Here is a 24322-nt window from a genome sequence, read left to right as displayed (position 1 = left end):
TGTTGAAACCTACTCATTGGCTTGCAAATTTAAGATACCATGCGGTATCATAATTAAGAAATTAAGATACCGTCAAGTACTGGAATTTGCATGATCGAAAAAAAGCAGGGGCGGCGCGGCCGGCCCGCCAACGAGGCGCTTGGCCAAACGGTAGTCGACGCCGCGAGCGAACTCTTTATGGAACTGGGTTTTCAAGCGACGACAATGGACAAGGTCGCCCAGCGGGCGAAGATATCCAAGCTAAGCATCTATCGGCACTTCGAGAACAAGGAGGCGCTGTTCAGCGCGGCCATGGCGGCCCACTGCCATCGGTTTGCACCACAGGCCCTTTTTGAAGGCGTCGACGGTTCGGCCGAAGATCAGCTCATGGCGGTGGGATCATCCCTGCTTCGCACGCTGTTGAGCCCGGACGTCCGCAGTGTCGAAGCCATGGTCTTGGCCGACAAGACGAATCAAAAGTCGTTAAGTAAGCTTCATTACGAAGCCGGGCCCGCCTATGTCATCGCCCAAATCGAGGCCCTGTTGCGTCAGTTACACGCGAAAGCGATTCTGAACGTACCCGATGCTCTCAGGTCCGCCCGCTTGTTTGCCGCGCTTTTCAAAGGATCCGATCTCCTGCTTATCGCACGCTTCGATGAGGCGAAAGCAGAGGACGACAACGAAATCGAATCCTATTGCCGGTCGGCCGTCACCATGTTCATCGCCGCGCACAGTCGCATCTGAAAGTGCGCTATCGCGGCCTGATGAAGAACACGCAGCAATTGCATACGCTGTTCGCCCTGAGCAACCTATGGATGATGCGTGGACGACTGATGGGCGAGGCTATTGCATGAGCGCAAAAGCCGCCCGCGCGCAGACAATCGGCGCCTTCTTTATGCCGAATGTCGCGCTGCATTCGAGCCAGGTGGCGCATCGCCTGCACCACATCGGCTCTATGTTGATGGCTCGGTGCGGCAAACGAGTTCTGAACACGATCCCTAAGGCACGCGTGTCGGAAGCACGCGGCGACCACGTGGTCGCCGCGCTCGACTGCCTCCGCTCACACGAGGGGAATGTAGATGTCGGTCTGCCACTGGTCCTGCGGCGTTTCCGGAAACACACTTAGATAGTGAAAGAACAGCGGGTGGTCCCGCAGTTCTTCTCCGCTTGCAGGCAGCCAGTCGCGATAGACCGGATAGATTGTTTCGCCGACGTGGTCCGTCGACCCGGTATGCCGAACCACGGCACACCGGCCGCCCGGAATGACGAGTTCGCGGATACCGTAGACATTCGCTGCGACCGGTTCGTCGATCTCGCCGCAGATATCGAAGCGAAATGCCTCTCCCGGCGTCGTATCCGGATTATTGCGCGGAATACCAAACGTCCTGCTCGACGTAACCGGGGATTGCCCGCTTTGCTTTCGCCAGTCAATGAACTTGCGCACGCTCTCGTTGACGAGCCCGGTGGGTCCGCAATGTTCAAGCGCGGCGACGCGCGTTGCAGAAAAATCGACGATCTGGACTTGCATGGTGAGTTTCCTCGAAAAATAGGGGACGACAAAAGTCGCGCTCCAGATCTGCCAGTTCGGATGCTCGCGAAACGCACTCGGCGACGTGCCGAATGCGCGCTTGAAAGCGCGACTGAAGGCTTCGGGGCTGTCGAAGCCTGCGTCGTATGCGGCATCGAGCACCGAACAGAACTCACGTGAAGCCAGGCGTTGTGCCGCCTTGCGCAGGCGCATCAGTTGCACGAAGCGTGCGACTGGCACTCCCACATAGGCGGCAAACTGCCGATGAAAATGAAACTTCGAGAAGTTCGCGACGCGACTCAGCGTTTCCACTGAGAGATCCCCATCGAGATTCGTTTCGATGTAGGCGAGTACGGAATCGAAGCGCTTCGTGTAAGCGCGAGTGGCGTCAACGTGAGCTTGCATGGTCTGGATATCTGGATGGTGCGACAGGCGTTATGGTCGCTTAGGGTTGAACTATCGCGCCTAGCCGCGCTTGCTCAATCTCCTGACGGCCTGCCTGATAAGACTCCAGGTCATTAAGCCGGTCTTGCGCAGGTGCGCAGTACGGGATCGCCCGACTCTCAAGTTTCACTCACTGTTGCCGATACTTCGTTCGGGGTGACTCCCGCGAAGTATGCACCGAACATGAGCAGTGAAGCCTGAGCCGTCGCCGAACGGCTCAGGCAGTCAAAAGGTGAATTGAAAGGATGGGAGGGCGGCAGGCAGGCTCCCGGGAGCATGGCGACGAGCGCCGGGCGCTCGAGGTCCGGCCGCTGAAAGTCAACGCGTAGGGAAGAGGGAAAATTCGTGATAAACGGTGGGGGCGCTAACGTACGGGGGCCGTCCGGCCGGATATCTGGTGTCCAGGTATCCGCGTGCCATACGCGCGAGACCTTTACTCATCCATCTTTTCGCGATTCACGGATTCTCTATGCTTATCAAGAACGTCGCAGTCAGTCTCCCTTCGAGGGTCGTCACGAACGAAGAAGTTGTCGATATGATCCGGTCCCACTCTACGGCTTTCGATGGCGACATCGACAGGACCGTGCGAACCATCAAGACACTGCTTGACCGGAGCGGTCTGGTCCATCGTCGCTGGTGCGACAGCCATGAGTCGCCGATCGATCACGTCGCGATGGCGACGCGCAAGGTGTTGTCGGAAACGTATCTGAGGCCGGAGCACATCGAGCTGTTCATCTTCGTCGGCATCGGCAGAGGGTTCCTCGAGCCGGGCAACAGTCACATGATGGCGAGCACGCTCGGCTTTGGTAATGCCGAATGTTTCGATGTTGTCGATGCCTGCATGAGCTGGACGCGGGCCATGTCGATTGTCGACAGCCTCTTCAAGACCGGCCAGTATAAAAACGCGATGATCGTGAATGCCGAATTCAATATGCTCGCAGGGGGACCGCTCTATCCTTCGAATTTCGCGCTCAAGCATCACGCCCAGGTCGAATACACGCTGCCGTCGTTTACGATAGGCGAAGCGGCGACGGCCACGCTGGTGGTGGCGAAGGAGCCGGACAACTTCAGCTTTGCGTTTCGCGGCAAGCCGGATGTCTCGGACCTGTGCACGATTCCGATTCCTGGCTACGAGGGGTATTGCCACCCCACCGACCGTATCGGCAAGAACGGCGAAATGCGGTTCACCTCGTTCGGCCACGAACTGCACAAAAATTCAGATGAGCTTTCCGAAGTCTTCTCCAGACTGGCCGTTCCCAAAAAAGACATCGACATCGTGTTTACGCACGCCTCCTCAAAGGCCGCGTGGCACGGCTACGGCGTGAAGGCAGGCATCGACGATAAGATGTATCACATCTATCCGGATACCGGAAATCTCGTTTCCGCCTCGATTCCGGCCGCGATTTCAATGGCCAAGGAGACCGGGAAGCTAAAGCGGGGCGACAGGGCGATGTGCTGGGTCGGCAGCGCCGGTATGTCGTTCAACGTGAGCAGCTTCCTGTTCTGAGGCGCGGTATCAGTTTATTGAGAACGATATGAAAGGCATTGCAGGAGGCGTTCGCTATCTGAAGCAGCGGGTTCGCGACGCGTACGGGTTGTCGGACCTTAGCGTGCTGGCGGTGGGCGTCATCGGGACAATCGGACATCCGTTGTACTGGTTGTGGTGGACGTACATCGACCCCCAACCCAATGAAAGCACGCTGATGCGGGTGATCGGCGCGCTCGCCTGTCTGCTGTTGCTGCTGCGCCGCTTCTGGCCCGCAGCAGCAGTGCCTTTCCTGCCGTGGTATTACTTCCTGACGGTAGCTTATACGCTACCGTTCTTTTTCACCTACTACCTGATAACCGGCCATTATTCGATGATCTGGTCGATGGCGGAAGTCGGGATGATGTTTTTCCTGATTGCGATATTTCCGTCGTTCGTCGCGCTGGCGCTGAATCTCGCCCTCGGGGTTGGCCTCGCCATCTTCTGCGCGTGGATTGTCAATCCGGAGTCCCTTCACGTCGACGGCCATTTGCTGCTCTACACCTACCTGCCGGTTTTTGCGTTCGGCATCAGCGCGGGCCTCACGTTCAGCTACAGCAACATGCGGGGGATCACGGCACAGGCGAAGAACGGCGCACTTCGTGCGCTCGCGGGCACGATCGCCCATGAAATGAGGAATCCGCTCAGCCAGCTCAGGTACGTGCTCGATCGCGTCGAGGAGGCGCTGCCCGCGATGGCCGAGTCGAGGCCCTCGCCGGCGTTGCCGGTCGACGCGGTGGCTTCGCTCTCGCAGCACGTTGCGCACGGACAGCTGGCGATCGATCGCGGGCTGAGAATCATCGCGATGACGCTCGATGAAGTCAGCGCCAAGCCCATGCAGTCGGACAATCTCAACTATGCGAGCGCGGCGGAGGCGACACGCAAGGCGCTCGACGAGTACGGTTTTAGCGGCAGAAAAGAGCGCAGCCGCGTGAAACTGATGGTCCTCGAAGACTTTACCTTCAAGGTCGACGAGACCGTCTATCTGTTCACCTTGTTCAATCTGATCAAGAATGCGCTGCATCACATGGCGGCGCATCCCACGGCAACACTTACGCTGACTGTCGACCGGAACAAGGTGATCGTTCACGATACGGGACCGGGCATCGCAGCCGAGATGATGTCCCATCTGTTCGAGCCTTTCCGTACCCAGGGAAATTCTGCCGGCACGGGTTTGGGGCTCGCCTACTGCCAGCGTGCGATGCGCTCGTTCGGCGGCACGATCGAGTGCCGTTCGGAACCCGGCAGATTCACCCAGTTTACGCTCGAGTTTCCTGCCATACCGGAGAGCGAAATCGCGGCTTACCGGCAGACGCTTCTCGCGCGCGCCACGGAGTTCTTTAGCGGGAAGGCGATACTGTTTGTGGACGATGACGCGGTGATACGCGAGAAAGTCTGTCACGCGTTTTCAGGGGTGGGCGCCCGGGTTGTCGAAGCGGAGAGCGGCGAACGCGCGCTCACGCTCCTTCGAGAGAGTTCCGCCTACGATCTCGTGCTGATGGACATCAACATGCCGGGTCTCGACGGCTACACGACCACGGAGAAGATCCGTTCCGATGCCGACCTGGCTGGCGGGAGTCTTCTTGTGGTCGGTTATACGGCCGAAGCTCACAACCTGGCTCGTGTGCTCGCGAAGGGTGCCGGCATGGACGCAACGATCAGCAAGTCCATACGCATGGTGGAACTGCTGAGTACGCTGCAGAAACTCATGGAAAGCGGCGATCGCCATTTGCGCCACCCACGCTTTGACGGATTCGCTGGCAAGACGATTCTCGTCGCGGACGACGACACCTACAGCCGGATGGTGGCGAAGAGCTATCTGGAGCGATGTGGCGCCAGCGTCGTGGAGGCGGAAAACGGACAGGGCGTGCTGGCGCGCCTGCAGGGCGGCGGCAACGTCGACGCCATCGTGATGGACATGAACATGCCCGGCATGGGCGGCGTGGAGACGGCAGCGTGGATTCGCGCCCGCGTGGACGAGTATGGCGAGATGCCTATCGTGGCCCTGACCGGCCAGTCCGATATGGCGGCGGTCAGGGCCTGTCTCGCAGCGGGCATGAACGAGGTCATGACTAAACCCGTGCAGGTCGGCGTGCTCTATGCCTGCCTCGCGCGGCAGTTTGCACACTCGCGCGTGGCGAGCGCCCCGGAGAAACGCGAGCGGCCGGTGGTGCCGGTCATGCGGGTTGCAAGTCGTGCTGCCAATCGGGCAGCGATCGCGGAAAACGACCTGCTCGATGAGGCGCATCTCGACGAACTGGCGTCGCTCGACATGCTGGATCAGACCTTCCTCAAGGGCATTGCGCAAATCCGCTCGCTACTGGCGCAGCTTGCAAGCAGTGTAGAGGCCGGTGACATCCGGGCAGTGCACGCGACGCTGCACGTTCTTTTAGGTATCAGCGGGAACATCGGCGCGAAAGCGCTGCACCTGTATGTCAAGCAGATCTATCCGCGGGTTCTCGATGGCCAATGGCCGGTCGAGACCGACTGGTTCGACCAGACCACCGCGCTGGGAAACCGCTCGGCCGACGCGCTGCATCAGTATTTTGTGGCTGCGATAAGCCCGGTCGATCAGCCGGGCGTATCGAGCGAGGACTGAGGTTCGAGCGGCCGTTCCGTGCCAGTGGCTTTCGCGCGTTCCTTGCGGGTGCCAAAGCGCATGGTCACGGTCGTCCCGACGCCCAAGGTGGTGTCGATTTCGAGGCCGCCGCCAAAAGATCGCATGATGCGGTTGCAGAAGATCATGCCCATGCCATGGCCACCTTCTTCGGCGTGAGTCGTGATGGGGTCCTGCAAGAGTCGCGCCTTGATTTCGGGAGCAATGCCAGGACCGTTGTCGCGCACGCGGATCATCGGTTCGAGATTGTCGAGCACATCAATGTGCAACGAAGGGCGGGGCGTGTGGCTGAGCGCGCGCAGGGCGTTCGACAGCAACGAAGAGAGGACGAGCGTCACGCAATTGGGCATCGCGCGCACGACGAAATCGTCCTGCACGTCAACGGCTATCCAGTCGCGTTGCGAGGCGGAGAACGGGTAAGTGTCGAGCAACGTGGCGATCAGGCGCGTCGCCCGCACTTCCCGGGCGCCAGCGCGCGATAAGGACTGCGCGCCGCCGCTTTTGTGCAAGCTCGCCCAGAAAGAAGAGATCAGTGTCATGCAGTACTGCGCATTGGCGAGCATTGAGCTTGCCGCATCGGTGACCTTGCTCTGGGGCATCGGATCGGACTCGCCGCTTCCGCTTTCGATGGTTTGCGCAATCAGTGCGATCGTTGCCAGAGGCGTGTTCAACTCGTGCGCGAGGAAAGCAAGCGTCTCGTCCATCGCCAGCAATTGGTGCTGACGCGTTTCACGCTCGGTCCACTGCGCAATCGCCTCGCGCAGCGTCTCGCGTACCGTTTCGATCCGCAGCGGCTTTTCGATAATGCGAAATACGCCGCCCGTATTCACCGTACGCAACAACATGTCCTTGTCCGCATAAGCGGTCACCAGAATCCGCACGATTCGGGGATATCGTTGGGCGGCTTCACGCAGCAGTTGATCGCCATTGCTGACCGGCATGCGGAAGTCGGTCACCAGGACAGCGATGTCCGCTCCGTGCTCCTCGAGTATCTCGATGGCTTCGTCCGCGTTGCGCGCGAGATGAACCGGGTAAAGCCCCTGGATGGCGCGCGCGAAGTGGGTGCGAGACATCTCGTCGTCATCGACGAAAAGAATGGAGAACGGCTTACGCATGGCGCTTGTCATTGCATGTTCAGCGTATCAACGGTGTGCGGACCACAAGCCGGGTCGGGCGGCATATTCACAACGATCGCACACGGACTTTTTGATGTCGCTGATGCGCTGGAGTATTGTGGGTTTTGGCAAGTCACGTGACGCCAGCATAGCATGCACTTGCGTGGACTTTCAGGCGTTGCTTGCCCGCGCGGCGCTGCGCGGCTCAGACGATGACGTTTTCGCCAAGCGTGGCAAGCGAAGGCTGCGGTAGCGGGCTGCCGTCGGCGAGCACACGCGTGATGCTCCCGGCATCGAGCGGTCTGCTGAAGCGAAATCCTTGCGCTTCCACGCAACCGAGAGCGAGCAGGAACTCCTGCTGCGCGAGCGTCTCCACCCCTTCGGCGATGACGGATAAACCGAGCGTCTGCGCAAGCGTCACGATCGCCTTCACGATCGCACCCGTGTCCGTTTCCCCGACGCCTTGCATGAATGCACGGTCGATCTTGATGCGATCGACCGGCAGCGCGCGCAATTGACTCAGGCTCGAGTAGCCCATGCCGAAATCGTCGATTGCAATACGGATACCCGCGCGGCGAAATTCGTGAAGGCGGCGCGCGGCGATCTCCGGTTGCTTCATCAACGCAGTTTCGGTGACCTCGAGTTCGAGTTCGGTCGGATCGACACCCGTCTCCCGCAGGATGGCCTGAAATGTCTCGACAATATCCGTGCGTTGCAACTGAAGCGGCGACAGATTGACCGATATGCGCACGGGCGCAATCCCCATGTGCCTCCAAAGCGCCGACTGACGGCAAGCTTCACGCAGCACCCACTCGCCGAGCATCGCGACAAATCCCGATGCTTCCGCCATCGACACGAATTCGGCAGGGGCGATCTCGCCGTAAATCTCATCGTGCCAACGCGCGAGGGCTTCGACGCCAAGCACCCGGCCGTTGCGCATGTCGACCTGTGGCTGGTAGTGCACGCGCAGCGTACCTGCTTCGATCGCCTTTCTCAGACGCGCCGAAAGGATGAGCTTTACGTCGGCGTTCTCGCGCATTTCAGGTCGATAGCGATCCCAGCAATTGCGGCCACGACTCTTGGCCGCGTACATTGCCATGTCCGCGCACGAGATCAGCGTTTCGACATTGTCTCCATCCGCTGGAAACACGCTGATGCCGACGCTCGCGCTCACCACGAGCTCATTTCTGCCGACGAGCACCGGCTTCGCGATCGCTGCGAGCACGGCATCGGGCAGATCGAAGCGTGTGTCGTCCCGCCCGCGCGGCGCAACGATCATGAACTCGTCGCCGCCGTAGCGACCGAGAATGTCGCCCGGGCGGGCGCAGGCCCGCAGACGTCCGGCAACTTCGACGAGCAGTTGATCGCCGACGCTGTGTCCGAGCGCATCATTGACGGTCTTGAACGTGTCCAGGTCGAGGAACACAACGTAGACGGATTCGCCGTGGCGGGCGGGATCAGTAAGGAGTGCCTGCAATCGTGCGCTGAGCGCCGAACGATTCGCGAGCCGGGTCAGGCTGTCGCATTCGCTGAGTTCGCGTAAACGGCGCGACCGATCGAGAAGCCTGACTGACATGTCATGGGTCGTTTTGGCGAAAAGGAGTGGATAGATAAAGATGATGGGCAGCCACACCGGCGCGATCCGTACGTCCAGCGGCGTTGCGGCGATACCGAAGATTGCCGCTCCCGCGATAAGGCCCGCCGCACTCGCGCCCAACCCGGCGACGAAGACCGGCCAACCACCCACCGCCATGGTGTCGAGCGCAAACATCAACAGGATGACGACGGTTGCGACCGGTTCGAAATGAACCGCCGCGGCCAGCCAGCCGCCAAAAGCCGAATCGAAGAGTAGGCTCCATTTCTCTTTGCGGAGTGCATCGTCAGCGGCAGTGCGTACCCGCAAATAAGCGACATGCGGCCAGATGAGACAGATGGCAAGAACGCCGAAGAAGCGCAACGCCGGCGCATGTTGCACGTGCAGCAAGGCCAGGACGGGTATGGAGCCGATCGCGTAGCCGAGGACCCGGAGAACATAAATGCGGCGCAAAATGCCGGTGGTCCAGAACTTGTCGCCCCTGGCGGACGTAAGCACGTCGTCTCCCCGATTCAGATCATATGATTTCATGAGCATAGACCAGATCGGACGCAAGGATGCGGTGAACTCATTCCGCCCCCCGGGCGAACCGAAGCTGCGCCGACGTCACCGAATCCCGGTTGCACCTACGCGTTATGTGCGTATCCGCACCACGGAGATTTCCCAATATATGGAAAATCCGCTTGCGTTCCATCGCGGAACTTCTAGACTGACAACTTGCGATTCGAGCCGCGATCCCACTAACGAGCCGCACTGCACGGAGTGCTCATGCGACTGACCATCCTGATCAATGGTTCCGACCCGGCAGTCAAACACGAATTCGCCCTTGTGTGGATCGATCTCGACCAGAAACGCTGGTCGCGCGAGTCACATGAAGGTGTCAACCTGCCTTCGTGGGGCGACGTCCGCGGTGGCGGCGACGAGACGGTCTTATGCGCCCCGCAAACCGATGCACCCCTTTGCATCATGCGCGGTCTCAGCCTGAACGAGCGGCAGGAAGTCCACTCGGGCCATGGCGATGCGCGCTGGTCGGATCACAGCGCGTGCAACGAAACAGCATGGCAGTGGCGGTTGCAGGCTGTTGACCATAAATCGGTGCGCGCCGCGAATTCGCTTTTTGCCTGCTAGTCGTTCGTAAGACGGCCGTGTGAGCCGTCTCCGTTGCCGTGCGCCATTACTCCTTCAATGTCGCGAGTAGCCGGTCGATTTCGTCGAACTGGCTTTTCGACAATTGATGGCTTTGCATGATTTCCTGCAAGCGCTTTCGCCAATAGGCTGGCGGCAAACGCGACTCGTTCAGGTCCTCCGCAGACAATCGCTGAATCACGGATTTGATGTGCAGGATATCGCTGTGAGCGACTTGCGACGACCAGGCGCCCGACTTTCTCGGTTCCCCGCCACCGTCCAAACCCCTTTCTGACACTGTTCCCATCTTTATTTGCCGTCGGAATATGGCGCCGCGCATGCATGCCCCGAGCGCACCACCGGCCCTGCGGCCTCCTGTTGTCATTTACCTGCGTAAGGCACGCCATGAATCAGGCGTCCTGTATGCCGAATAGATATTTTGTTCGGCTAGGCCGAACGTCGTTCGGCGCGTTATTTATGGTAGTTTCCACCTTGATGACTGTCAATATTGGCAGCGCTAAGCTGGCTGAAACGCTCGGCCGCCCGCTAGCGGATAAAAGACGAAATACAAATGACACAAACGGACCAAACCATTGGGGAGCGCAACGCGCTTCGCAGCGTAAGCCGCGCGCTCGATGTCCTGGAGGCGCTGGGGGGCAGCGATAACGAGGGGCTTACCGTTGCCGAGATTGCGACGGCAATCGGCGTGTCGAAGAGCACGGCGTTCGAGTTATTGCAGACCTTGCTCGCCCGTCATTACGTCACCGATGTGCGCCTCGGCGGCTCACGGCGCTATCGGCTCGGCTTTGCGCTCGTGCACCTCGGCGACCGGGCGGCGGCAGACGTCGGCATATCCCAGCTTGCGATGCCGGTTCTGCGCGAGCTGACCGACACGACCGGTCTCACCTCCCGGCTTGCGGTGCTCGACGACTACGGCTACGCAGTCGCAATCAACCGTGTCGAGGCGCCGGGCATCGTGCGGATCGCGTCCGCACTCGGACAACGCGAACTCCCGCATTGCTCGGCGCTCGGCAAATCCCTGCTCGCGCTATTGCCGCCGGCGCGGGTCGTCAAGCTGCTGGCGCATACCGGCATGCCGCGCCGCACCGAGTACACCCGCCTGACACCCGCGGAGTTGATGAAGGATCTGATCCTGGTCGCCGAGCGCGGCTACGCATTCGACGACGAAGAAGACAATCTGGGCGTGGTTTGCGTCGGCGCGGCGATTACGAACCGCGACGGCGAAGGCGTGGCTGCGATCAGCGTGACGACGCTCAAGAACGGACTGGATGACGACGACCTGCACGCGCTGGGGCGCACGCTGCGCAACCATGCAGAACGCATCAGCCGGATGCTCGGCGCGCAGGTTGGCGCGTAACGCGGCGAGCTGGCGCGCCTCTTCCTGGCGGATCACTGATGCCCCCGCGACGGGGCGAGGACCTCATGCTGACCACCTTTTTCGATCTGTTCGATCTGCACGACGTGAGCAGCTATCTGCCCGATCTGCTCAAAGGGGCGCTCACGAGCATCGAACTGACCTTTAGCATCCTGGCGCTCAGCCTGCCGTTCGGCCTGCTGCTCGCCATCGCCAGAATCAGCCGCGCGCGTCTGCCGAGAGCCATTGCATCGGTCTATATCGAGGTCATTCGCGGCACGCCCGCGCTGCTGCAACTGTTCTACATCTACTTCGTGCTGCCCTCATTCGGGATTCGCTTCGCGCCGTTCACGGCGGGTGTCATCGGGCTGTCGATCAACTATTCGGCGTATCTCGCCGAGGTGTATCGCGCGGGCATCGAAGCCGTGCCGAAGAGCCAGACGCAGGCCGCGAAGGCGCTCGGCATGTCCGGCCGCCAGACGCTGCGCCTGATCGTGCTTCCCCAGGCCATCCGTATCGTCGTACCGCCGCTCGGCAACTATGCGATTTCGCTCTTCAAGGACACCTCGCTCGTGTCGATCGTGACGGTCAAGGAGCTGATGTTCACCGGCCAGATCATCTCGTCGACGAACTTCCAGTACGTCACGATATTCACGCTGGTCGGCGCACTCTATCTGGCGTTTTCCTGGCCGAGTGCCCTGGTCGTGCACTGGCTCGAGCGCAAGATGGGTACCACGCGCACGGCGAACGCCGTAGTGCGTCCGCGATGACCGGCGCGCTCGCGCGTGAGGCAGCAAGGCGAATAACACGATTGATTCACCACATCTGGATAACTAACTAATTCGGGGCGTTTCATGCGTAAGGCTACGCTGGCATTTGCATCGATATTGATGGGTGTTGCAACCTTGTTGTCCAATGCTCATGCGGCTGATAACACCGCAATCAGCGACGTGCGCTTCGATGGCGGAGACGGTTCGTACGCGCGCGCCATCAGGAACGGCATCACGCTCGTGATCGCCGCCGATCCGCCGTCGACCTTCCGGGACGAAAAAACACACATGTTCGACGGCGCGGACGTGCGCATCTTCCGCGAAATTACGAAGCGGCTCAAGATCACGAAGGTTACGTGGGATATCGTGCCGTTCGACGCGATGATTCCGGCGCTGCTCGCCGGACGCGCCGACGTCATCGTCGACAACCTGCACGAGAACGAGCAGCGCCTGCGCGTCGTGGCATTCACGAGCCCGGCATACTGGTACGGATCGGGCATCGCGGTACAGCGTGGCAATCCGTCGAAGATTCATGGGTGGGACGACTTTGCCGGGCATACCGTCGGCACGGTGCGGGGAAGCATCAATCACCAGTTGCTCGAAGGGCGCAAGGACCTGAAGGAACTCAAGCTCTACACGAGCAACGAGGCGGAGTTCTCCGATCTGATCGCGGGGCGCATCGACGTCGCGATGGAAGACGACATCAAGATCGGGCAATTCCTCAAGCAGCATCCCTCTGCCGCCATGCAAATGGTGGCTGACTACAGGCCGCTGCCGCAGGAGTACGGGTACGCGCGCTACGCGTTGCGCAAGGGCGACGTCGATCTGAACAACGCGGTGTCGCGAACGCTCGACGAGATGCGGGCCGACGGCACGCTGGCATCGATCATCAGGCAGTTCGGCTACACCGACCGCAATCTCTGGTATTTCCCGGTGAAGAACTGATTTCGTCGCCTACCGGGCTGCCTGGCTGTTTCATGCAGCAAATGCGCGGTCGCAGATCTCCACGCGGTTGCGGCCGAGATGCTTGGCGTGATAGAGCGCCGTGTCGGCATCGCGCGCCAGTTGCTGGATCGTCGCCTCGGCGGCGGCAAGGCAGGCCACGCCGATGCTGCATGTGTATCGAATCACGGGCGCAGTGAAGCCGGGCTCGCAGATTCGCGCGCAGATCGCTTCGGCCAGCCGATGAGCGTCTTGGAGGGCGAGCGCCGGCAGCAGCACGGCGAACTCTTCTCCTCCCCAGCGCGCGAGATACGCTGACGCCGGCATCGCCGCGCTGGCGCGCTCCGCGAAGTCGATCAGGACGTTGTCTCCCATATCGTGCCCATGCTCGTCGTTGACCCGTTTGAAGTGGTCGAGGTCGATCAGGAGCATGGAGAGCACGGCCCCGTTACGCTTCGCCAGTTCACGTTCCTCTTCGAATGCGAGCGCGAGCGCGCGGCGGTTGAGCAAACCTGTCAACGGATCGCGGTATGACTGCCGCTCGAGCTGGATGCGTAACCGCTCCATGGCAATCAGCAGCAGGCCCACTGTCACGAGCAGGGAAAACGCGGCGCCCGCGGTGAGATACGCCGTCTGCATCCACTCCGGATGAAAGAGATCGGGTAGGCCCCTCGTTGCAAGCGCGACGGAGATGCAGCGTGCGCCCGCAACAGCGCATTCGGCAAGAAGCAGTGCGCCAACGGAAAGCGCCGTGCGGCTGGGTCGACCCAGGCGGAGCATAACCACGCCGTGCGTGCCGTAGAGTACCGCGAGCACCCCAGTGATCACGATCGTGCGGCCTGCAACCGATGGATGGACCAGCCACAGCCAGGTCGTGCCGGCCGCGGCAACGAAGACGAGTAGCGAGACGAAGCGCCAGCTGGGTTGGCACCCATAGAGGAGCTGGGTGCCAACGAGTCCCAGCCCCGTGCCAAAAACGATTCCGCAGTTCGCAACCAGGATCGAAAGCCAGTCCGGCACGCTGCCGCGAAACGCGAGGAGGAGTACCGATACGCTGACCACCAGCGCACCTGATGCCCAATGACGGACGCCGCGTATGTTCTGAGGAAAGCTTCGGGCCAGCGAGAACAACGCGATTGCCATGAGTCCCGGCATAACCGAAGACATCAGGATGACCGTGCGCAGATCGAAGAGCGGCATGCAGGTTCGGCGAGAGTAGGCACTGCGCCTATATAACATATCGATGTCGTCTAAAGCGATGCCAGAGTGAGGCGTGATCGATAACACACGCAAGCGTTGAATGAATTCGCGGACAATGCCCGCCATGTGCTTGCCGGAAATCCATCGGCTCCCATTTTTACGCTCTTCAGAATTCCCGTATCCTGCCGTTACCGCATTGATGGCATGCCGTGTTGCGCGTTGTTGAAGTTGCCGATTCCGGGAACGCGTGCGTAGATGGCGTTGTACGAGCACACATTCTCTTTGACAGCATGAGAAACCCTGGAATGGACGCAGAAAGCGACTACGGCGAGCCGCTCAGCAACCTGCCTATGCCGGTCATCCGTTACGACGCGCAGGGCCAACGGCGCTACATGAATAGCGCGGCCATGGCGATGATGAGGGCCGCATCCGAAAGCGCCTGCGCGACGAATGCCGAAGCCCGGATGTTTTCACCCCAGGCACTGCAGCAGTACCTCGATACCATTCGCGAAGTCGCGATCACTGGCGTTGCGCGTGAGCTGGAACTGACGTTCGATGGGCTGCCGCAGATGCAGGGCGAACATTACCTCGTGCAGTTCGTAAGCCATCCGACAGCGGACGCGGCTCCTGCGGTGCTCGCGATCTATTTCAACATCACGGCGCGCAAACGTGCGGAGGCGAAGCTCCGTGAACGCGAGTCGTTTCTCGAATCGTTGCTCGATACCATGCCCATTCCTGTCTTTTCGAAAGACAGGGAAGGGCGGTACCTTCATCTCAATCGGGCTTTCGAAGAATTTCTTGGCGTCCCCAAGGAGCGATTCATCGGCAAGACCGTCTTTGAGACGAGTCCTTCCGAGCTGGCGCAAACCTATTTCGCCATGGACGAGGAGCTGTTCGCGAAAGGCGGTATCCAGCGATACGAATTCAAGGTCCAGAACGCAAAGAAAGCCGTGCGCGACGTGGAGTTCAGCAAGGCGGTTTTCCACGACGATGAAGGCCGCCAGGCCGGCTTGATCGGTGCGATTCTGGACATCACCGAACGTAAGCGGGCGGAGTCCGAGCAGCGCGCCCAATACGAAAGGATCCTTCAACTCAACGGACGCCTCGAAGACAAGGCGCGTCAACTGTCCGACGCGCGCGCACAGTTGATGACCGTGCTCCATACCATCCCCGATATGGTGTGGCTAAAGGACACCGCTGGCATCTTCCTGCTTTGCAATTACAGCTTCGAGCAATTTGTCGGCAAGCCGAAAGCTGAAATTCTCGGCAGAACCGATTACGACATTTTCGATGCCGAGCTGGCGGACTACTTCCGGGAACGCGACAAGGCAGCAATCGATGCGCTGCATGTTTGCGTGAACGACGATTGGGTGGTTGCTCCGTCGACCCGTGAACGTACATTGCTCGAAACTCGACGTCTGCCGGTGTTCGATGCAGGGGGGACGGTGGCGGGCGTCCTCGGCGTGGCACGCGACATGAGTGAACGGCGCCGTTTCGAGGAAAAACTGGCCCGCCGGGAACGCGAATTTCGAACCCTCGTTGAAAACTCGCCCGATACGGTTGCCCGTTACGGACGGGATTGCCGACGCCTCTACGTCAATCCAACTTTCGCCGCGCTCGCCAAGGGAGGCGCAAAAGCGCTGCTCGGCAGGACGCCGGCCGAATATCCAGGCGGGCCAGGGTCTGTCCTCTATGAGCAGCAGCTCAGGGAAGTATTCGCGACGGCAAGCGACAGGGAATTCGAGTTGGTCTGGGGGCCTGACGAGAACAGGGAACTATGCCAGCTGATCCGGTTGACAGCGGAACTGGGAGCGGACGGCAAGGTGGAAACCGTCCTTGCCGTAGGGCGGGATATTTCGGAACTGCACGCTTCCCGAGGAAAGATCCATCGGATGGCGTACTTCGACGCGTTAACCGCGCTGCCGAATCGCGTCCTGTTCAACGAGCAATTGCGTCTGGCGATCGCGAACAGCACGCACGGCCACTATGCGGCCGTCATGATGATCGACATGGACCGCTTCAAGGGTGTCAACGACACGATGGGTCATGCGGTCGGCGATGAGTTGCTGCGTGAGGCCGCGCATCGCCTGGTTGCATGCGTGCGGGTGGGGGACACGGTTGCCCGCTTTGGTGGTGACGAGTTCGCCGTTCTGCTGCCCGAGATTGCCGATCGCGGCATCCTCGAGGAGATCTCCGCGAGCATCATCAGCCGGCTCGACGAACCTTTCCTGCTCGACGGAAGAGAAGTGTTCATATCGTGCAGCGTCGGGATTGCGCTGTATCCCGTCGACAGCACCGATGCGAAAGACTTGCTGAGATACGCAGACTCTGCGATGTACCTTGCGAAGCGCTCAGGGCGTCGCGGTTTTCGCTTTTACACGAAGGACCTGACCGTCGAGGCCACGGCCCGTCTTTCGCTCGAGTCGGAGCTGCGGCGCGCGGTCGATCTGGGCGAGTTTGAGTTGTATTACCAGCCTCAGGTTACGCTTCGCGGCGCGGAAGTCATCGGTTCGGAAGCCTTGTTGAGATGGAATCGCCCTGGAGTGGGCTTTATTCGCCCGGATCAGTTCGTGCCGCTTGCGGAGGAAACCGGCCTTATTGTCGATCTTGGGCGGTGGGTGCTTCGCGAAGCGTGTCGCTCGGCCGTCGAATGGAACACCGGGCGTGGCGCGCGCCACAGGGTGTCGATCAATCTTTCGGCGAGACAGTTTCAGTCGCGCGACCTCGCACTGACGGTCAAGGATGTCCTCAATGAAACCGGCTGTCGACCGGAGTGGCTGGAGTTTGAGATTACCGAAAGTCTGCTGCTGGAAGAGGACGACTCGGTCCTGAGCGCGCTTCTCGAATTTGAAAGCATGGGTCTATCGATTGCGATCGATGATTTCGGCACTGGCTATTCCGCGCTCAGCTATTTGACCCGATTCCCCATTGATACGCTCAAGATCGACCGTACGTTCGTGCAGCGAGTCACGACTGACCGGCGCCATGCCGAACTCGTGAAGGCGATCCTTTCCATCGCTCGTTGCCTCGGGCAGCGGGTCGTTGCCGAAGGCGTCGAAACAATAGAGCAGGCCGCCTTTCTCGATGCGCATGGCTGCGAGATTGCCCAGGGCTTCCTCTACAGCGTGCCGCTGCCGAAGCCTGCCATTGCATCGCTTCCCCGTTTTCTCGATCCAGGCGCTGCCCACGACGTCAATCCGTAAGGGCGTGCGAGGCCCGACGAAATATATTCCTTCCGGCTGTAACCGGCATGCGTAACCGAACGAATTAAGAGGCAGTCTGTCGCCCTGGAGACCGATCATGCCCGTTCGGCTCGTTGCTATCGCGCTCTTTTTTCTGGCCGCACCCGTCGTGGCGTCGGCCAGGCCCGTCGTTGTCGAGCTGTTCACCTCGGAGGGGTGCTCCTCGTGTCCTCCCGCGGATGCCTACCTGTCTGAGCTATCGCGTGACCGTCAGGAGGTGCTTCCCCTCGCGTTTCACGTGACGTACTGGGACGGCCTGGGCTGGCGCGACCCGTACTCGCTGGAAGCCGCCACGCAGCGCCAGGCCGAGTACAGCGCCCGGTTTGGTGAGAGCGCCTACACCCCGCAAATGGTGATCGACGGCCAGAAGGGACTGGTGGGTTCGAACCGACGCGCGGCCGAGGCGGCAATCGCGATCGCGCGGAAAGCGGACGAAGCAGGGGTGGAGGTTAGTGGTGTGCGCCACGGCGGGACGTTATCAGTCATGGTGGGGCGCGGCACCGGCCATGGTCAGATCTTGCTGGTTGGCTATGACACCGCGCACGTGACCGAGGTCGGGCGAGGCGAAAACACGGGGCGTACGCTCAGGGAGTCAAATATCGTTCGCTCGATACAGGCCGTCGGCGAATGGACCGGCGCTCCGTTGAAGCTCGAGCCTGCGCCGCCGGCCGGTGAACAGGCGGCAATACTGATCCAGTCGACGGATGGTGCAATCATCGGCGCGGCACGAGTGACCAACGGCACGCCTTGAGCCGCAAGGGCCGACGTTCCCAGGCGCCCACCGTCATTAATAAGGTGTGCTTTCCATATTCGCAATCGGTGCTACGAGAGAAGAACGAGTGTGCAGTGCAGTGGCAGTTCCCTTAACGAAGTCGTGTCTACCAGGCAAGGAGTTCGTCATGTCATTTGTCACGTACGTTTCATCGTTTCCATTGCGGACCATCGCGTTCGCCGCAGCGCTGGGATTCGCTTCAAGCAGCTTTGCGCAAGCCGCTTCCGAGGTCGATCCGCCCGGGGCGGTCTACGTCATGTCGAACCAGCCTTCCGGAAACTCGGTGCTTGTCTATGCTCGAGCCACAAACGGAACACTGACCTACGCGGCCACCTATCAAACCGGCGGAAAAGGAGCGGGCACGGGCGCCGATCCGCTAGGCTCGCAGGGCGCACTGACGTTGGACTCGGGCTTTCTGCTCGCGGTGAATGCCGGCAGCAATGATGTTTCGCTTTTTGCAATCGACGGCAGCAAACTGACGTTGCTCGACAGAAAGCCATCGGGCGGTCAGATGCCGGTCAGCGTGACGGTCAAGGGGCCCATCGCGTATGTGCTCAACGCCGGCGGCACGCCGAACATTAGCGGCTATTTTGTCGATGCGTTCGGCAAGCGCCTCGTTGCTTTACCCGGCTCGCAGCGACCACTTGCCGGCGGAACCTCCGCCCAGCCGGCGCAAGTCAGGTTCGCACCGGAAGGCAACGAATTGCTGGTGACCGAAAAGGGCACGCAACTCATTGACACGTATTCCGTCGGCTTTACCGGCTACGCTTCGACATCGACCCCGCATGCCTCAAACGGCGTTACGCCGTTCGGTTTTTCCATCACGACACGCGGCTATGCAATCGTCTCTGAAGCCGGGTCCGGTTCGGTTTCCTCATACGAAGTAGAAGACGGCAAACATCTTGAATCGATCAGTGCGGCGATCCCGCTGGGCCAGTCCGCACCTTGCTGGCTCGTCACAACCGGCGACGGACGTTTTGCCTTTACCGCCAATGCCGGTAGCGGCACGATCAGCAGTCTGCGCATTGCCGCGGACGGGAAGATAAACCTGCTCAATCCCGCTGCAGGTACGCTCAGCGCTCCGCTCGACATGGCGCTCAGCAGTCGCAGCAAATTCCTCTATGTGCGGGAGGGCAACGGCGCCGTAACCGGGTTTCGCGTGATGCCCGACGGCACGCTCGAACCGATTGGTTCAGTGACCGGCGTACCGCCTGGAGCCCAGGGGATCGCAGCGCGCTAGGAGTGCGGGAGTCACGTCTGATCAAAGAGACGTTGTAGAGGAGGTTTTCGAAATCCTCGCATTCGCTTGATTCTCTATGCAACTGGTTGCATCATCGACTTCGCCGTCATACAACCAGTTGCATGAACATGACAAATCGCTATCCCCACCTACTGCGCCCGCTCGATCTGGGCTTCACGACCTTGAAGAACCGCGTGCTGATGGGCTCCATGCACGTCGGTCTGGAGGAAGCGCCGAATGGCTTCGAGCGCATGGCCGCGTTCTATGCGGAGCGCGCGCGTGGCGAAGTTGGGTTGATCGTGACCGGCGGCATAGCGCCGAACGAACGCGCGCGCCCCATGCATGGCGGCGCGATGTTGACCACGGAAGAGGAAGCCGGGCGGCACCGTACGATTACGCGCGCCGTCCACGCGGAAGGCGGCAAGATCGCCATGCAGATCCTGCATTTCGGCCGCTACTCGTATCAGCCTATGCTGGTCGCGCCCAGTGCGCTGCAAGCCCCCATCAATCCGTTCACCCCTCACGAGTTGAGTGACGACGAGGTTGAAGAAACCATCGACGATTTCGTCCGCTGCGCAGCCCTCGCGCAATATGCAGGCTACGACGGCGTGGAAATCATGGGCTCCGAGGGCTATCTCATCAACGAGTTCATCGCGATGCGTACCAATCATCGCAATGACCGCTGGGGCGGCAGTTACGAGAACCGCATACGTTTCGCGGTGGAGATCGTGCGCCGCGTGCGGGAACGCGTCGGCCGCGATTTCATCATCATCTACCGGCTTTCGATGCTCGATCTGGTCGAGGGCGGCTCGACACTGGAGGAAGTCATCCAGCTCGCACAGGCTATCGAGCAGGCGGGTGCGACCATCATCAATACGGGCATCGGCTGGCACGAGGCGCGGATTCCCACCATCGCCACCAAGGTGCCGCGCGGCGCCTGGGCGTGGGTCACGCAGCAACTGATGGGTAAGGTCTCGGTGCCGCTCGTTGCCACCAATCGCATCAACACGCCCGAGCTCGCCGAACAGTTGCTCGCCGACGGCGCGTGCGACATGGTCTCGATGGCCCGTCCGTTCCTCGCCGATGCCGAATTCGTGCGCAAGGCCCGCGAGGGTCGCGCCGACGAGATCAATACCTGCATCGGCTGCAATCAGGCTTGTCTCGACCATACGTTCGCAGGCAAGGTCACGTCCTGCCTCGTCAATCCGCGGGCCTGCCACGAGACGGAAATCGTCATCCGGCCTGCCGCACAGCCAAAGCGCGTGGCGATCGTGGGCGCGGGGCCGGCCGGTCTCGCCTGCGCGGTGACGGCGGCCAGCCGCGGGCATGCCGTTACGCTCTTCGAGGCCGGCACCGAGATCGGCGGCCAGTTCAATATCGCCAAAAAGGTACCGGGCAAGGAAGAGTTCAATGAAACGCTGCGCTACTTCCGCCGCCAGATCGAATTGACGGGCGTCGAGCTTCGCCTCGGCACGCGCGCGAGCGCCGAAGCGCTGATGCAGGAGGGCTTCGATGAGGTGGTCGTGGCGACCGGCGTTCTGCCGCGCGAACTGCGCATCGAAGGCGCCAGCCATGCCAAGGTGCTGGGCTATCTGGACGTGCTGCGCGACGGCAAGCCGGTGGGATCCGACGTGGCCATTGTGGGGGCTGGCGGAATCGGCTTCGACGTGGCCGAGTACCTCGTGCATGAAGGCGAGTCCGCGAGCCTCGATCCGCGAAAATTTTTCGCCGAATGGGGTGTCGATACGAACTATGCCGAACGCGGCGGATTGCGTCGGGCAGTGGTGGGGCCGGCGGCTCGCAGCGTGCATCTGCTGCAACGCAGACGCTCGAAGGTTGGCGAAAACCTCGGCAAGACGACGGGGTGGATTCACCGAACGGGCCTGAAGGCGCGCGGCGTCGGCATGACCTCCTCGGTGGAATACCAGCGCGTCGACGACGATGGACTGCACGTGAGCATCGACGGTGTGCCGCAAACCCTCGCCGTCGACAACGTCGTGGTCTGCGCCGGACAGGAGCCGCAGCGCGAACTGGCCGACCAGTTGCTGGCCGCCGGCCGCAAGGTGCACGTGATCGGCGGTGCCGCCGAGGCCGCCGAACTCGACGCCAAGCGCGCCATCCACGAGGGCACCACGCTCGCAGCCTCGTTATGAGCGTACTGCGTTTTCCCCCGACCTGAAAACGGAGCCGATATGACCGACGCCACACTCAACCTGCCTCCCGCTGTCGCGCGCTCCCTCGCGATCTGGCATGAGCTAGTGGACAGCAAGGATCTCAGCCGGCTTGACTCCATCGTGCATCCCGAGGCCGTATTCCGCTCGCCGATGGCGTTCAAGCCCTACGGTCCCGCGCCCGCATTGCTGATGGCGCTGCGTACGGTGATCACCATTTTCGGGGACTTTACCTACCATCGGCAGTTCAGCAGCGGCGACGGCCTGAACGTCGTGCTCGAGTTCAGCGCGACCGTGCAGGACAAGCAGCTCAAAGGCATCGACATGATCCGTTTCGACGAGGCGGGTCGCATCGTCGAATTCGAAGTGATGATCCGGCCATTCAATGCATTGCAGGTACTGGGCGCCGAGATGGGCGCGCGTCTGGCTCATGTTCTCCCGGCGTATAAAGCCGGGTCGTAACCGCCTGAACCGGATCGAGGGACGCGGCAGGAATGTCCGGAAGCATTGACACGGCCGCTCCCATCAGAATCGTCCTTTCGTCGAGCACCCCATGAACGATCAATACTTTCGCCTCAGTACCGAAGCAGGCATCGCGCATCTTCAATTGAATCGTCCCGACCGGCTCAATGTGATGGATCTTGCGTTTTATGCGGGCCTGCGCGAAATCGTGCAGACGCTCGATACGAGTGGCGAAGTCCGCGTGCTCGTCATCAGTTCGACGGGCAAGCACTTTTCGGCCGGCATGGATTTCGAGGTGTTTGCCAACATCTCGAACGACTTCGACACTAGCAGTCCACGCAAGCGCCTCGGTTTTCAGCGCGCACTGGCAGGTCTGATGGACTGCTTCGACGTGCTCGACAAGGCACGTTTCCCCGTCATCTGCGCGGTGCAGGGCGGCTGCATCGGAGGCGGGCTCGACCTTGCCGTTGCTTGCGACATTCGCGTATGCACGGCGGACGCATTCTTCTGCCTGCAGGAAACGCAGATCGGCATGGTGGCCGATCTGGGCGTCCTGCAACGCCTGCCCAAGCTCATTCCGGCAGGCGTCGCGCGCCAGATGGCGTACACCAGCGAGCGTTTGAGCGCCGAACGGGCGCTCGCCGTGGGGCTCGTCAATGCCGTGCTGCCCGACGCCGATGCGCTCCAGCACCATGCGATGGAACTGGCGCGCAGCATTGCATCGAAATCTCCGTTGGCAGTGGCAGGGAGCAAGACGGCGATGAACTTCGCGCGCGACCACGGAACCGCGGAGTCGCTGCAACACATGGCGCTGCTTCAGAGCGCCATATTCGATACCGCGGAACTGTCCGAAGCCATCGCAGGCTGGCAGGCCAGGCGTGCCCCACGCTTCGAAGCCTTGCCGCCGTTGCAGAGCCAGGGTGAGCGCCCGGCGAGCGCTGATTTGCAGACGTCTGCCCACACAGACGGGATTCGAGAAAAAACTCTGATGTCCTACTCAATCGAATCCACCGTGGGCGACCTGCTGGAAAGCGCCGCGGCCAAAGCCATCGTCGAAAAGCATCTGCCAGGCATCTCCTCGCATCCGCAGATCGGCATGGCGCGCGGCATGGCGCTGACGACGGCGGCGAAATTCACGGATGGCCTCATCTCGCAGGACGCGCTTGAGAAGATTGACGCGGACCTCAAAGCGCTGGACTGAGCGGCCTTGTCGGGTTGCGCGTCGCAATGGAAGCTTTGACATGGTCGGCCAGTTCAGGATGGCCCGAGAATCGAGCGCTTTGGCGCTGGTTGCCAACCCGATCCACGCCAGCCCCGAAAACGGCATTTCACATTGGGCGACGAAAGGTCGTAGCGCTAGCGTCCGCTTGATTGATTTAAGTCAATGCACGTGTGCAGCCGATCTCTAAATTGAGTTCCAGTGCGGCGTTAGCCGCTAACGGAGGAACTCATGCAAGCTTCAGACATCATGACCACGGACGTCGTCAGCCTGCGTCCTGACGCGTCGGTCTTCGAGGCCGCGACATTGCTCACCGACCATCACGTGAGCGGCGTCCCGGTCGTCGACGACACCGGCGCCGTTGTCGGCATTCTCAGCGAGGGCGATCTGCTGCATCGCGTGGAAACAGGGACAGGCAAGCCGCAGCGCAGCTGGCTGGGTGAATGGCTTCACTCGACTCGCCGGCTCGCAAGCGAGTACCTGAAGGAAAATGCCGTGAAGGTCGGTGACATCATGACGAGCAATGTCATCTACGTCTCGCCGGAAGCGGAACTGGGCGAGATCGCCGACCTGCTGGAGCGCCACCACATCAAGCGCGTGCCTGTGCTGGAGCAGGGCAGGCTCGTGGGCATCGTGAGCCGCTCGAACCTGATACGCGCGTTGGCGAGTGCGGCGCGGCCCGATCCGGCGGCGGTTGCCTCGGACGAGGCTATCCAGCGCGACGTGCTTCGTGCACTGGACGGGCGCCGCTGGGCGATGGCTGCAGAGAACGTCGTCGTCAAGGAGGGCGTGGTCCATCTGTGGGGCACGGTCAGCTCGGAAGAGGAGCGCAAGGCGATACTGGTCGCCGCAGAACGTGTAACCGGCGTCAAGGGAGTTGAAGACCACCTTGGATATCCGGTCGTGTTCACGCCGATGTAAGGGCGTCTTGTCCCCGGCGGCTTTCTCTTGCGCCGGGGATATTGTGCGGCCTCGTTAGGTCGTCGCGCTGCGTGCGGTCGC

The 24322-nt window shown here is 61.0% G+C and carries 18 protein-coding genes and 1 pseudogene; 15 read left to right on the top strand and 4 right to left on the bottom strand.

Annotated features, from left to right (window positions below; genetic code table 11):
- The first annotated feature begins 90 nt into the window (after positions 1-90).
- Both A3CW_RS0116555 and A3CW_RS52355 read left to right on the top strand, forming a co-directional pair.
- Entirely contained in the window at positions 91-723 is a 633-nt protein-coding gene (locus A3CW_RS0116555; protein ID WP_028204570.1) for a TetR/AcrR family transcriptional regulator, read from the top strand.
- Positions 714-833: pseudogene (locus A3CW_RS52355) on the top strand (IS5/IS1182 family transposase); the annotation flags it as partial. The gene A3CW_RS0116555 and the pseudogene A3CW_RS52355, both read left to right, overlap by 10 nt.
- Positions 834-1039: 206 nt before the next feature.
- Here A3CW_RS52355 and A3CW_RS0116550 read toward each other — a convergent pair.
- On the bottom strand, positions 1040-1912 hold the full coding sequence (locus A3CW_RS0116550) for an AraC family transcriptional regulator (protein WP_028204569.1): 873 nt from the start codon (positions 1910-1912) through the stop codon (positions 1040-1042).
- A 508-nt stretch (positions 1913-2420) separates the two neighbouring features.
- On the opposite strand from A3CW_RS0116550, the gene A3CW_RS0116545 reads away from it, so the two are divergent.
- Both A3CW_RS0116545 and A3CW_RS0116540 read left to right on the top strand, forming a co-directional pair.
- Positions 2421-3458, top strand: coding sequence for a 3-oxoacyl-[acyl-carrier-protein] synthase III C-terminal domain-containing protein (locus A3CW_RS0116545; protein WP_028204568.1), 1038 nt, complete (start codon positions 2421-2423; stop codon positions 3456-3458).
- Between the two features lie 28 nt (positions 3459-3486).
- On the top strand, positions 3487-6075 hold the full coding sequence (locus A3CW_RS0116540; RefSeq protein ID WP_028204567.1) for an ATP-binding response regulator: 2589 nt from the start codon (positions 3487-3489) through the stop codon (positions 6073-6075).
- On the opposite strand, the gene A3CW_RS46510 is transcribed toward A3CW_RS0116540, so the two are convergent.
- Together A3CW_RS46510 and A3CW_RS46505 are read right to left on the bottom strand one after the other, a co-directional pair.
- Complete coding sequence (locus A3CW_RS46510) at positions 6048-7220, bottom strand: hybrid sensor histidine kinase/response regulator (protein ID WP_051481514.1); 1173 nt, start codon at positions 7218-7220, stop codon at positions 6048-6050. The genes A3CW_RS0116540 and A3CW_RS46510 overlap by 28 nt on opposite strands.
- Positions 7221-7413: 193 nt before the next feature.
- On the bottom strand, positions 7414-9300 hold the full coding sequence (locus A3CW_RS46505) for a putative bifunctional diguanylate cyclase/phosphodiesterase (protein ID WP_161782939.1): 1887 nt from the start codon (positions 9298-9300) through the stop codon (positions 7414-7416).
- Positions 9301-9570: 270 nt separating this feature from the next.
- Between A3CW_RS46505 and A3CW_RS0116525 the strand changes: the two genes are divergently transcribed.
- The 4 genes from A3CW_RS0116525 to A3CW_RS0116505 all read left to right on the top strand — a co-directional run bounded on the left by A3CW_RS0116525 (position 9571) and on the right by A3CW_RS0116505 (position 13017).
- Positions 9571-9930, top strand: coding sequence for a DUF3564 family protein (locus A3CW_RS0116525; protein WP_028204566.1), 360 nt, complete (start codon positions 9571-9573; stop codon positions 9928-9930).
- A 568-nt stretch (positions 9931-10498) separates the two neighbouring features.
- On the top strand, positions 10499-11305 hold the full coding sequence (locus A3CW_RS0116515; RefSeq protein WP_051481512.1) for an IclR family transcriptional regulator: 807 nt from the start codon (positions 10499-10501) through the stop codon (positions 11303-11305).
- A gap of 65 nt (positions 11306-11370) precedes the next feature.
- Positions 11371-12072: an ectoine/hydroxyectoine ABC transporter permease subunit EhuD gene (gene ehuD, locus A3CW_RS0116510; RefSeq protein ID WP_063750835.1), complete on the top strand. Its 702-nt coding sequence runs from the start codon at positions 11371-11373 to the stop codon at positions 12070-12072.
- A 138-nt stretch (positions 12073-12210) separates the two neighbouring features.
- On the top strand, positions 12211-13017 hold the full coding sequence (locus A3CW_RS0116505) for a substrate-binding periplasmic protein (protein WP_028204562.1): 807 nt from the start codon (positions 12211-12213) through the stop codon (positions 13015-13017).
- A gap of 30 nt (positions 13018-13047) precedes the next feature.
- On the opposite strand, the gene A3CW_RS0116500 is transcribed toward A3CW_RS0116505, so the two are convergent.
- Positions 13048-14214, bottom strand: a complete 1167-nt coding sequence (locus tag A3CW_RS0116500) for a GGDEF domain-containing protein (protein ID WP_028204561.1) — start codon at positions 14212-14214, stop codon at positions 13048-13050.
- A gap of 305 nt (positions 14215-14519) precedes the next feature.
- Between A3CW_RS0116500 and A3CW_RS46500 the strand changes: the two genes are divergently transcribed.
- The 7 genes from A3CW_RS46500 (at position 14520) to A3CW_RS0116465 (ending at position 24241) form a co-directional block, all read left to right on the top strand.
- Complete coding sequence (locus tag A3CW_RS46500) at positions 14520-17417, top strand: sensor domain-containing protein (protein ID WP_051481511.1); 2898 nt, start codon at positions 14520-14522, stop codon at positions 17415-17417.
- 97 nt (positions 17418-17514) lie between these two features.
- Positions 17515-18207 carry a DUF1223 domain-containing protein gene (locus A3CW_RS0116490; protein WP_028204560.1) on the top strand — a complete coding sequence of 231 codons (693 nt, stop codon included), beginning with the start codon at positions 17515-17517 and terminating at the stop codon, positions 18205-18207.
- A 148-nt stretch (positions 18208-18355) separates the two neighbouring features.
- Positions 18356-19468: a lactonase family protein gene (locus A3CW_RS0116485; protein WP_051481510.1), complete on the top strand. Its 1113-nt coding sequence runs from the start codon at positions 18356-18358 to the stop codon at positions 19466-19468.
- Positions 19469-19596: 128 nt separating this feature from the next.
- The gene (locus A3CW_RS0116480; RefSeq protein ID WP_028204558.1) at positions 19597-21621 is read left to right on the top strand and encodes an NADPH-dependent 2,4-dienoyl-CoA reductase; all 2025 of its coding nucleotides are present in this window, start codon (positions 19597-19599) and stop codon (positions 21619-21621) included.
- A 39-nt stretch (positions 21622-21660) separates the two neighbouring features.
- A complete protein-coding gene (locus A3CW_RS0116475; protein ID WP_028204557.1) occupies positions 21661-22101 on the top strand; it encodes a nuclear transport factor 2 family protein in 441 nt (146 codons plus the stop codon).
- A gap of 91 nt (positions 22102-22192) precedes the next feature.
- Positions 22193-23302 carry an enoyl-CoA hydratase-related protein gene (locus A3CW_RS46495; RefSeq protein ID WP_081771689.1) on the top strand — a complete coding sequence of 370 codons (1110 nt, stop codon included), beginning with the start codon at positions 22193-22195 and terminating at the stop codon, positions 23300-23302.
- Between the two features lie 249 nt (positions 23303-23551).
- Positions 23552-24241 carry a CBS domain-containing protein gene (locus A3CW_RS0116465; protein ID WP_028204556.1) on the top strand — a complete coding sequence of 230 codons (690 nt, stop codon included), beginning with the start codon at positions 23552-23554 and terminating at the stop codon, positions 24239-24241.
- The last annotated feature ends 81 nt before the right edge of the window (positions 24242-24322 follow it).

Source organism: Paraburkholderia nodosa DSM 21604 (assembly GCF_000519185.1).
Classification (GTDB): domain Bacteria; phylum Pseudomonadota; class Gammaproteobacteria; order Burkholderiales; family Burkholderiaceae; genus Paraburkholderia; species Paraburkholderia nodosa.
This window is presented reverse-complemented; position numbering and strand designations above follow the sequence as displayed.

Coding starts and splice junctions, on each gene's coding strand:
- A3CW_RS0116555 (WP_028204570.1), top strand. CDS start 91: ATGATCGAAAAAAAGCAGGGGCGGCGCGGCCGGCCCGCCAACGAGGCG.
- A3CW_RS0116550 (WP_028204569.1), bottom strand. CDS start 1,912: ATGCAAGCTCACGTTGACGCCACTCGCGCTTACACGAAGCGCTTCGAT.
- A3CW_RS0116545 (WP_028204568.1), top strand. CDS start 2,421: ATGCTTATCAAGAACGTCGCAGTCAGTCTCCCTTCGAGGGTCGTCACG.
- A3CW_RS0116540 (WP_028204567.1), top strand. CDS start 3,487: ATGAAAGGCATTGCAGGAGGCGTTCGCTATCTGAAGCAGCGGGTTCGC.
- A3CW_RS46510 (WP_051481514.1), bottom strand. CDS start 7,220: ATGACAAGCGCCATGCGTAAGCCGTTCTCCATTCTTTTCGTCGATGAC.
- A3CW_RS0116525 (WP_028204566.1), top strand. CDS start 9,571: ATGCGACTGACCATCCTGATCAATGGTTCCGACCCGGCAGTCAAACAC.
- A3CW_RS0116515 (WP_051481512.1), top strand. CDS start 10,499: ATGACACAAACGGACCAAACCATTGGGGAGCGCAACGCGCTTCGCAGC.
- ehuD (WP_063750835.1), top strand. CDS start 11,371: ATGCTGACCACCTTTTTCGATCTGTTCGATCTGCACGACGTGAGCAGC.
- A3CW_RS0116500 (WP_028204561.1), bottom strand. CDS start 14,214: ATGCCGCTCTTCGATCTGCGCACGGTCATCCTGATGTCTTCGGTTATG.
- A3CW_RS46500 (WP_051481511.1), top strand. CDS start 14,520: ATGGACGCAGAAAGCGACTACGGCGAGCCGCTCAGCAACCTGCCTATG.
- A3CW_RS0116490 (WP_028204560.1), top strand. CDS start 17,515: ATGCCCGTTCGGCTCGTTGCTATCGCGCTCTTTTTTCTGGCCGCACCC.
- A3CW_RS0116485 (WP_051481510.1), top strand. CDS start 18,356: ATGTCATTTGTCACGTACGTTTCATCGTTTCCATTGCGGACCATCGCG.
- A3CW_RS0116480 (WP_028204558.1), top strand. CDS start 19,597: ATGACAAATCGCTATCCCCACCTACTGCGCCCGCTCGATCTGGGCTTC.
- A3CW_RS0116475 (WP_028204557.1), top strand. CDS start 21,661: ATGACCGACGCCACACTCAACCTGCCTCCCGCTGTCGCGCGCTCCCTC.
- A3CW_RS46495 (WP_081771689.1), top strand. CDS start 22,193: ATGAACGATCAATACTTTCGCCTCAGTACCGAAGCAGGCATCGCGCAT.
- A3CW_RS0116465 (WP_028204556.1), top strand. CDS start 23,552: ATGCAAGCTTCAGACATCATGACCACGGACGTCGTCAGCCTGCGTCCT.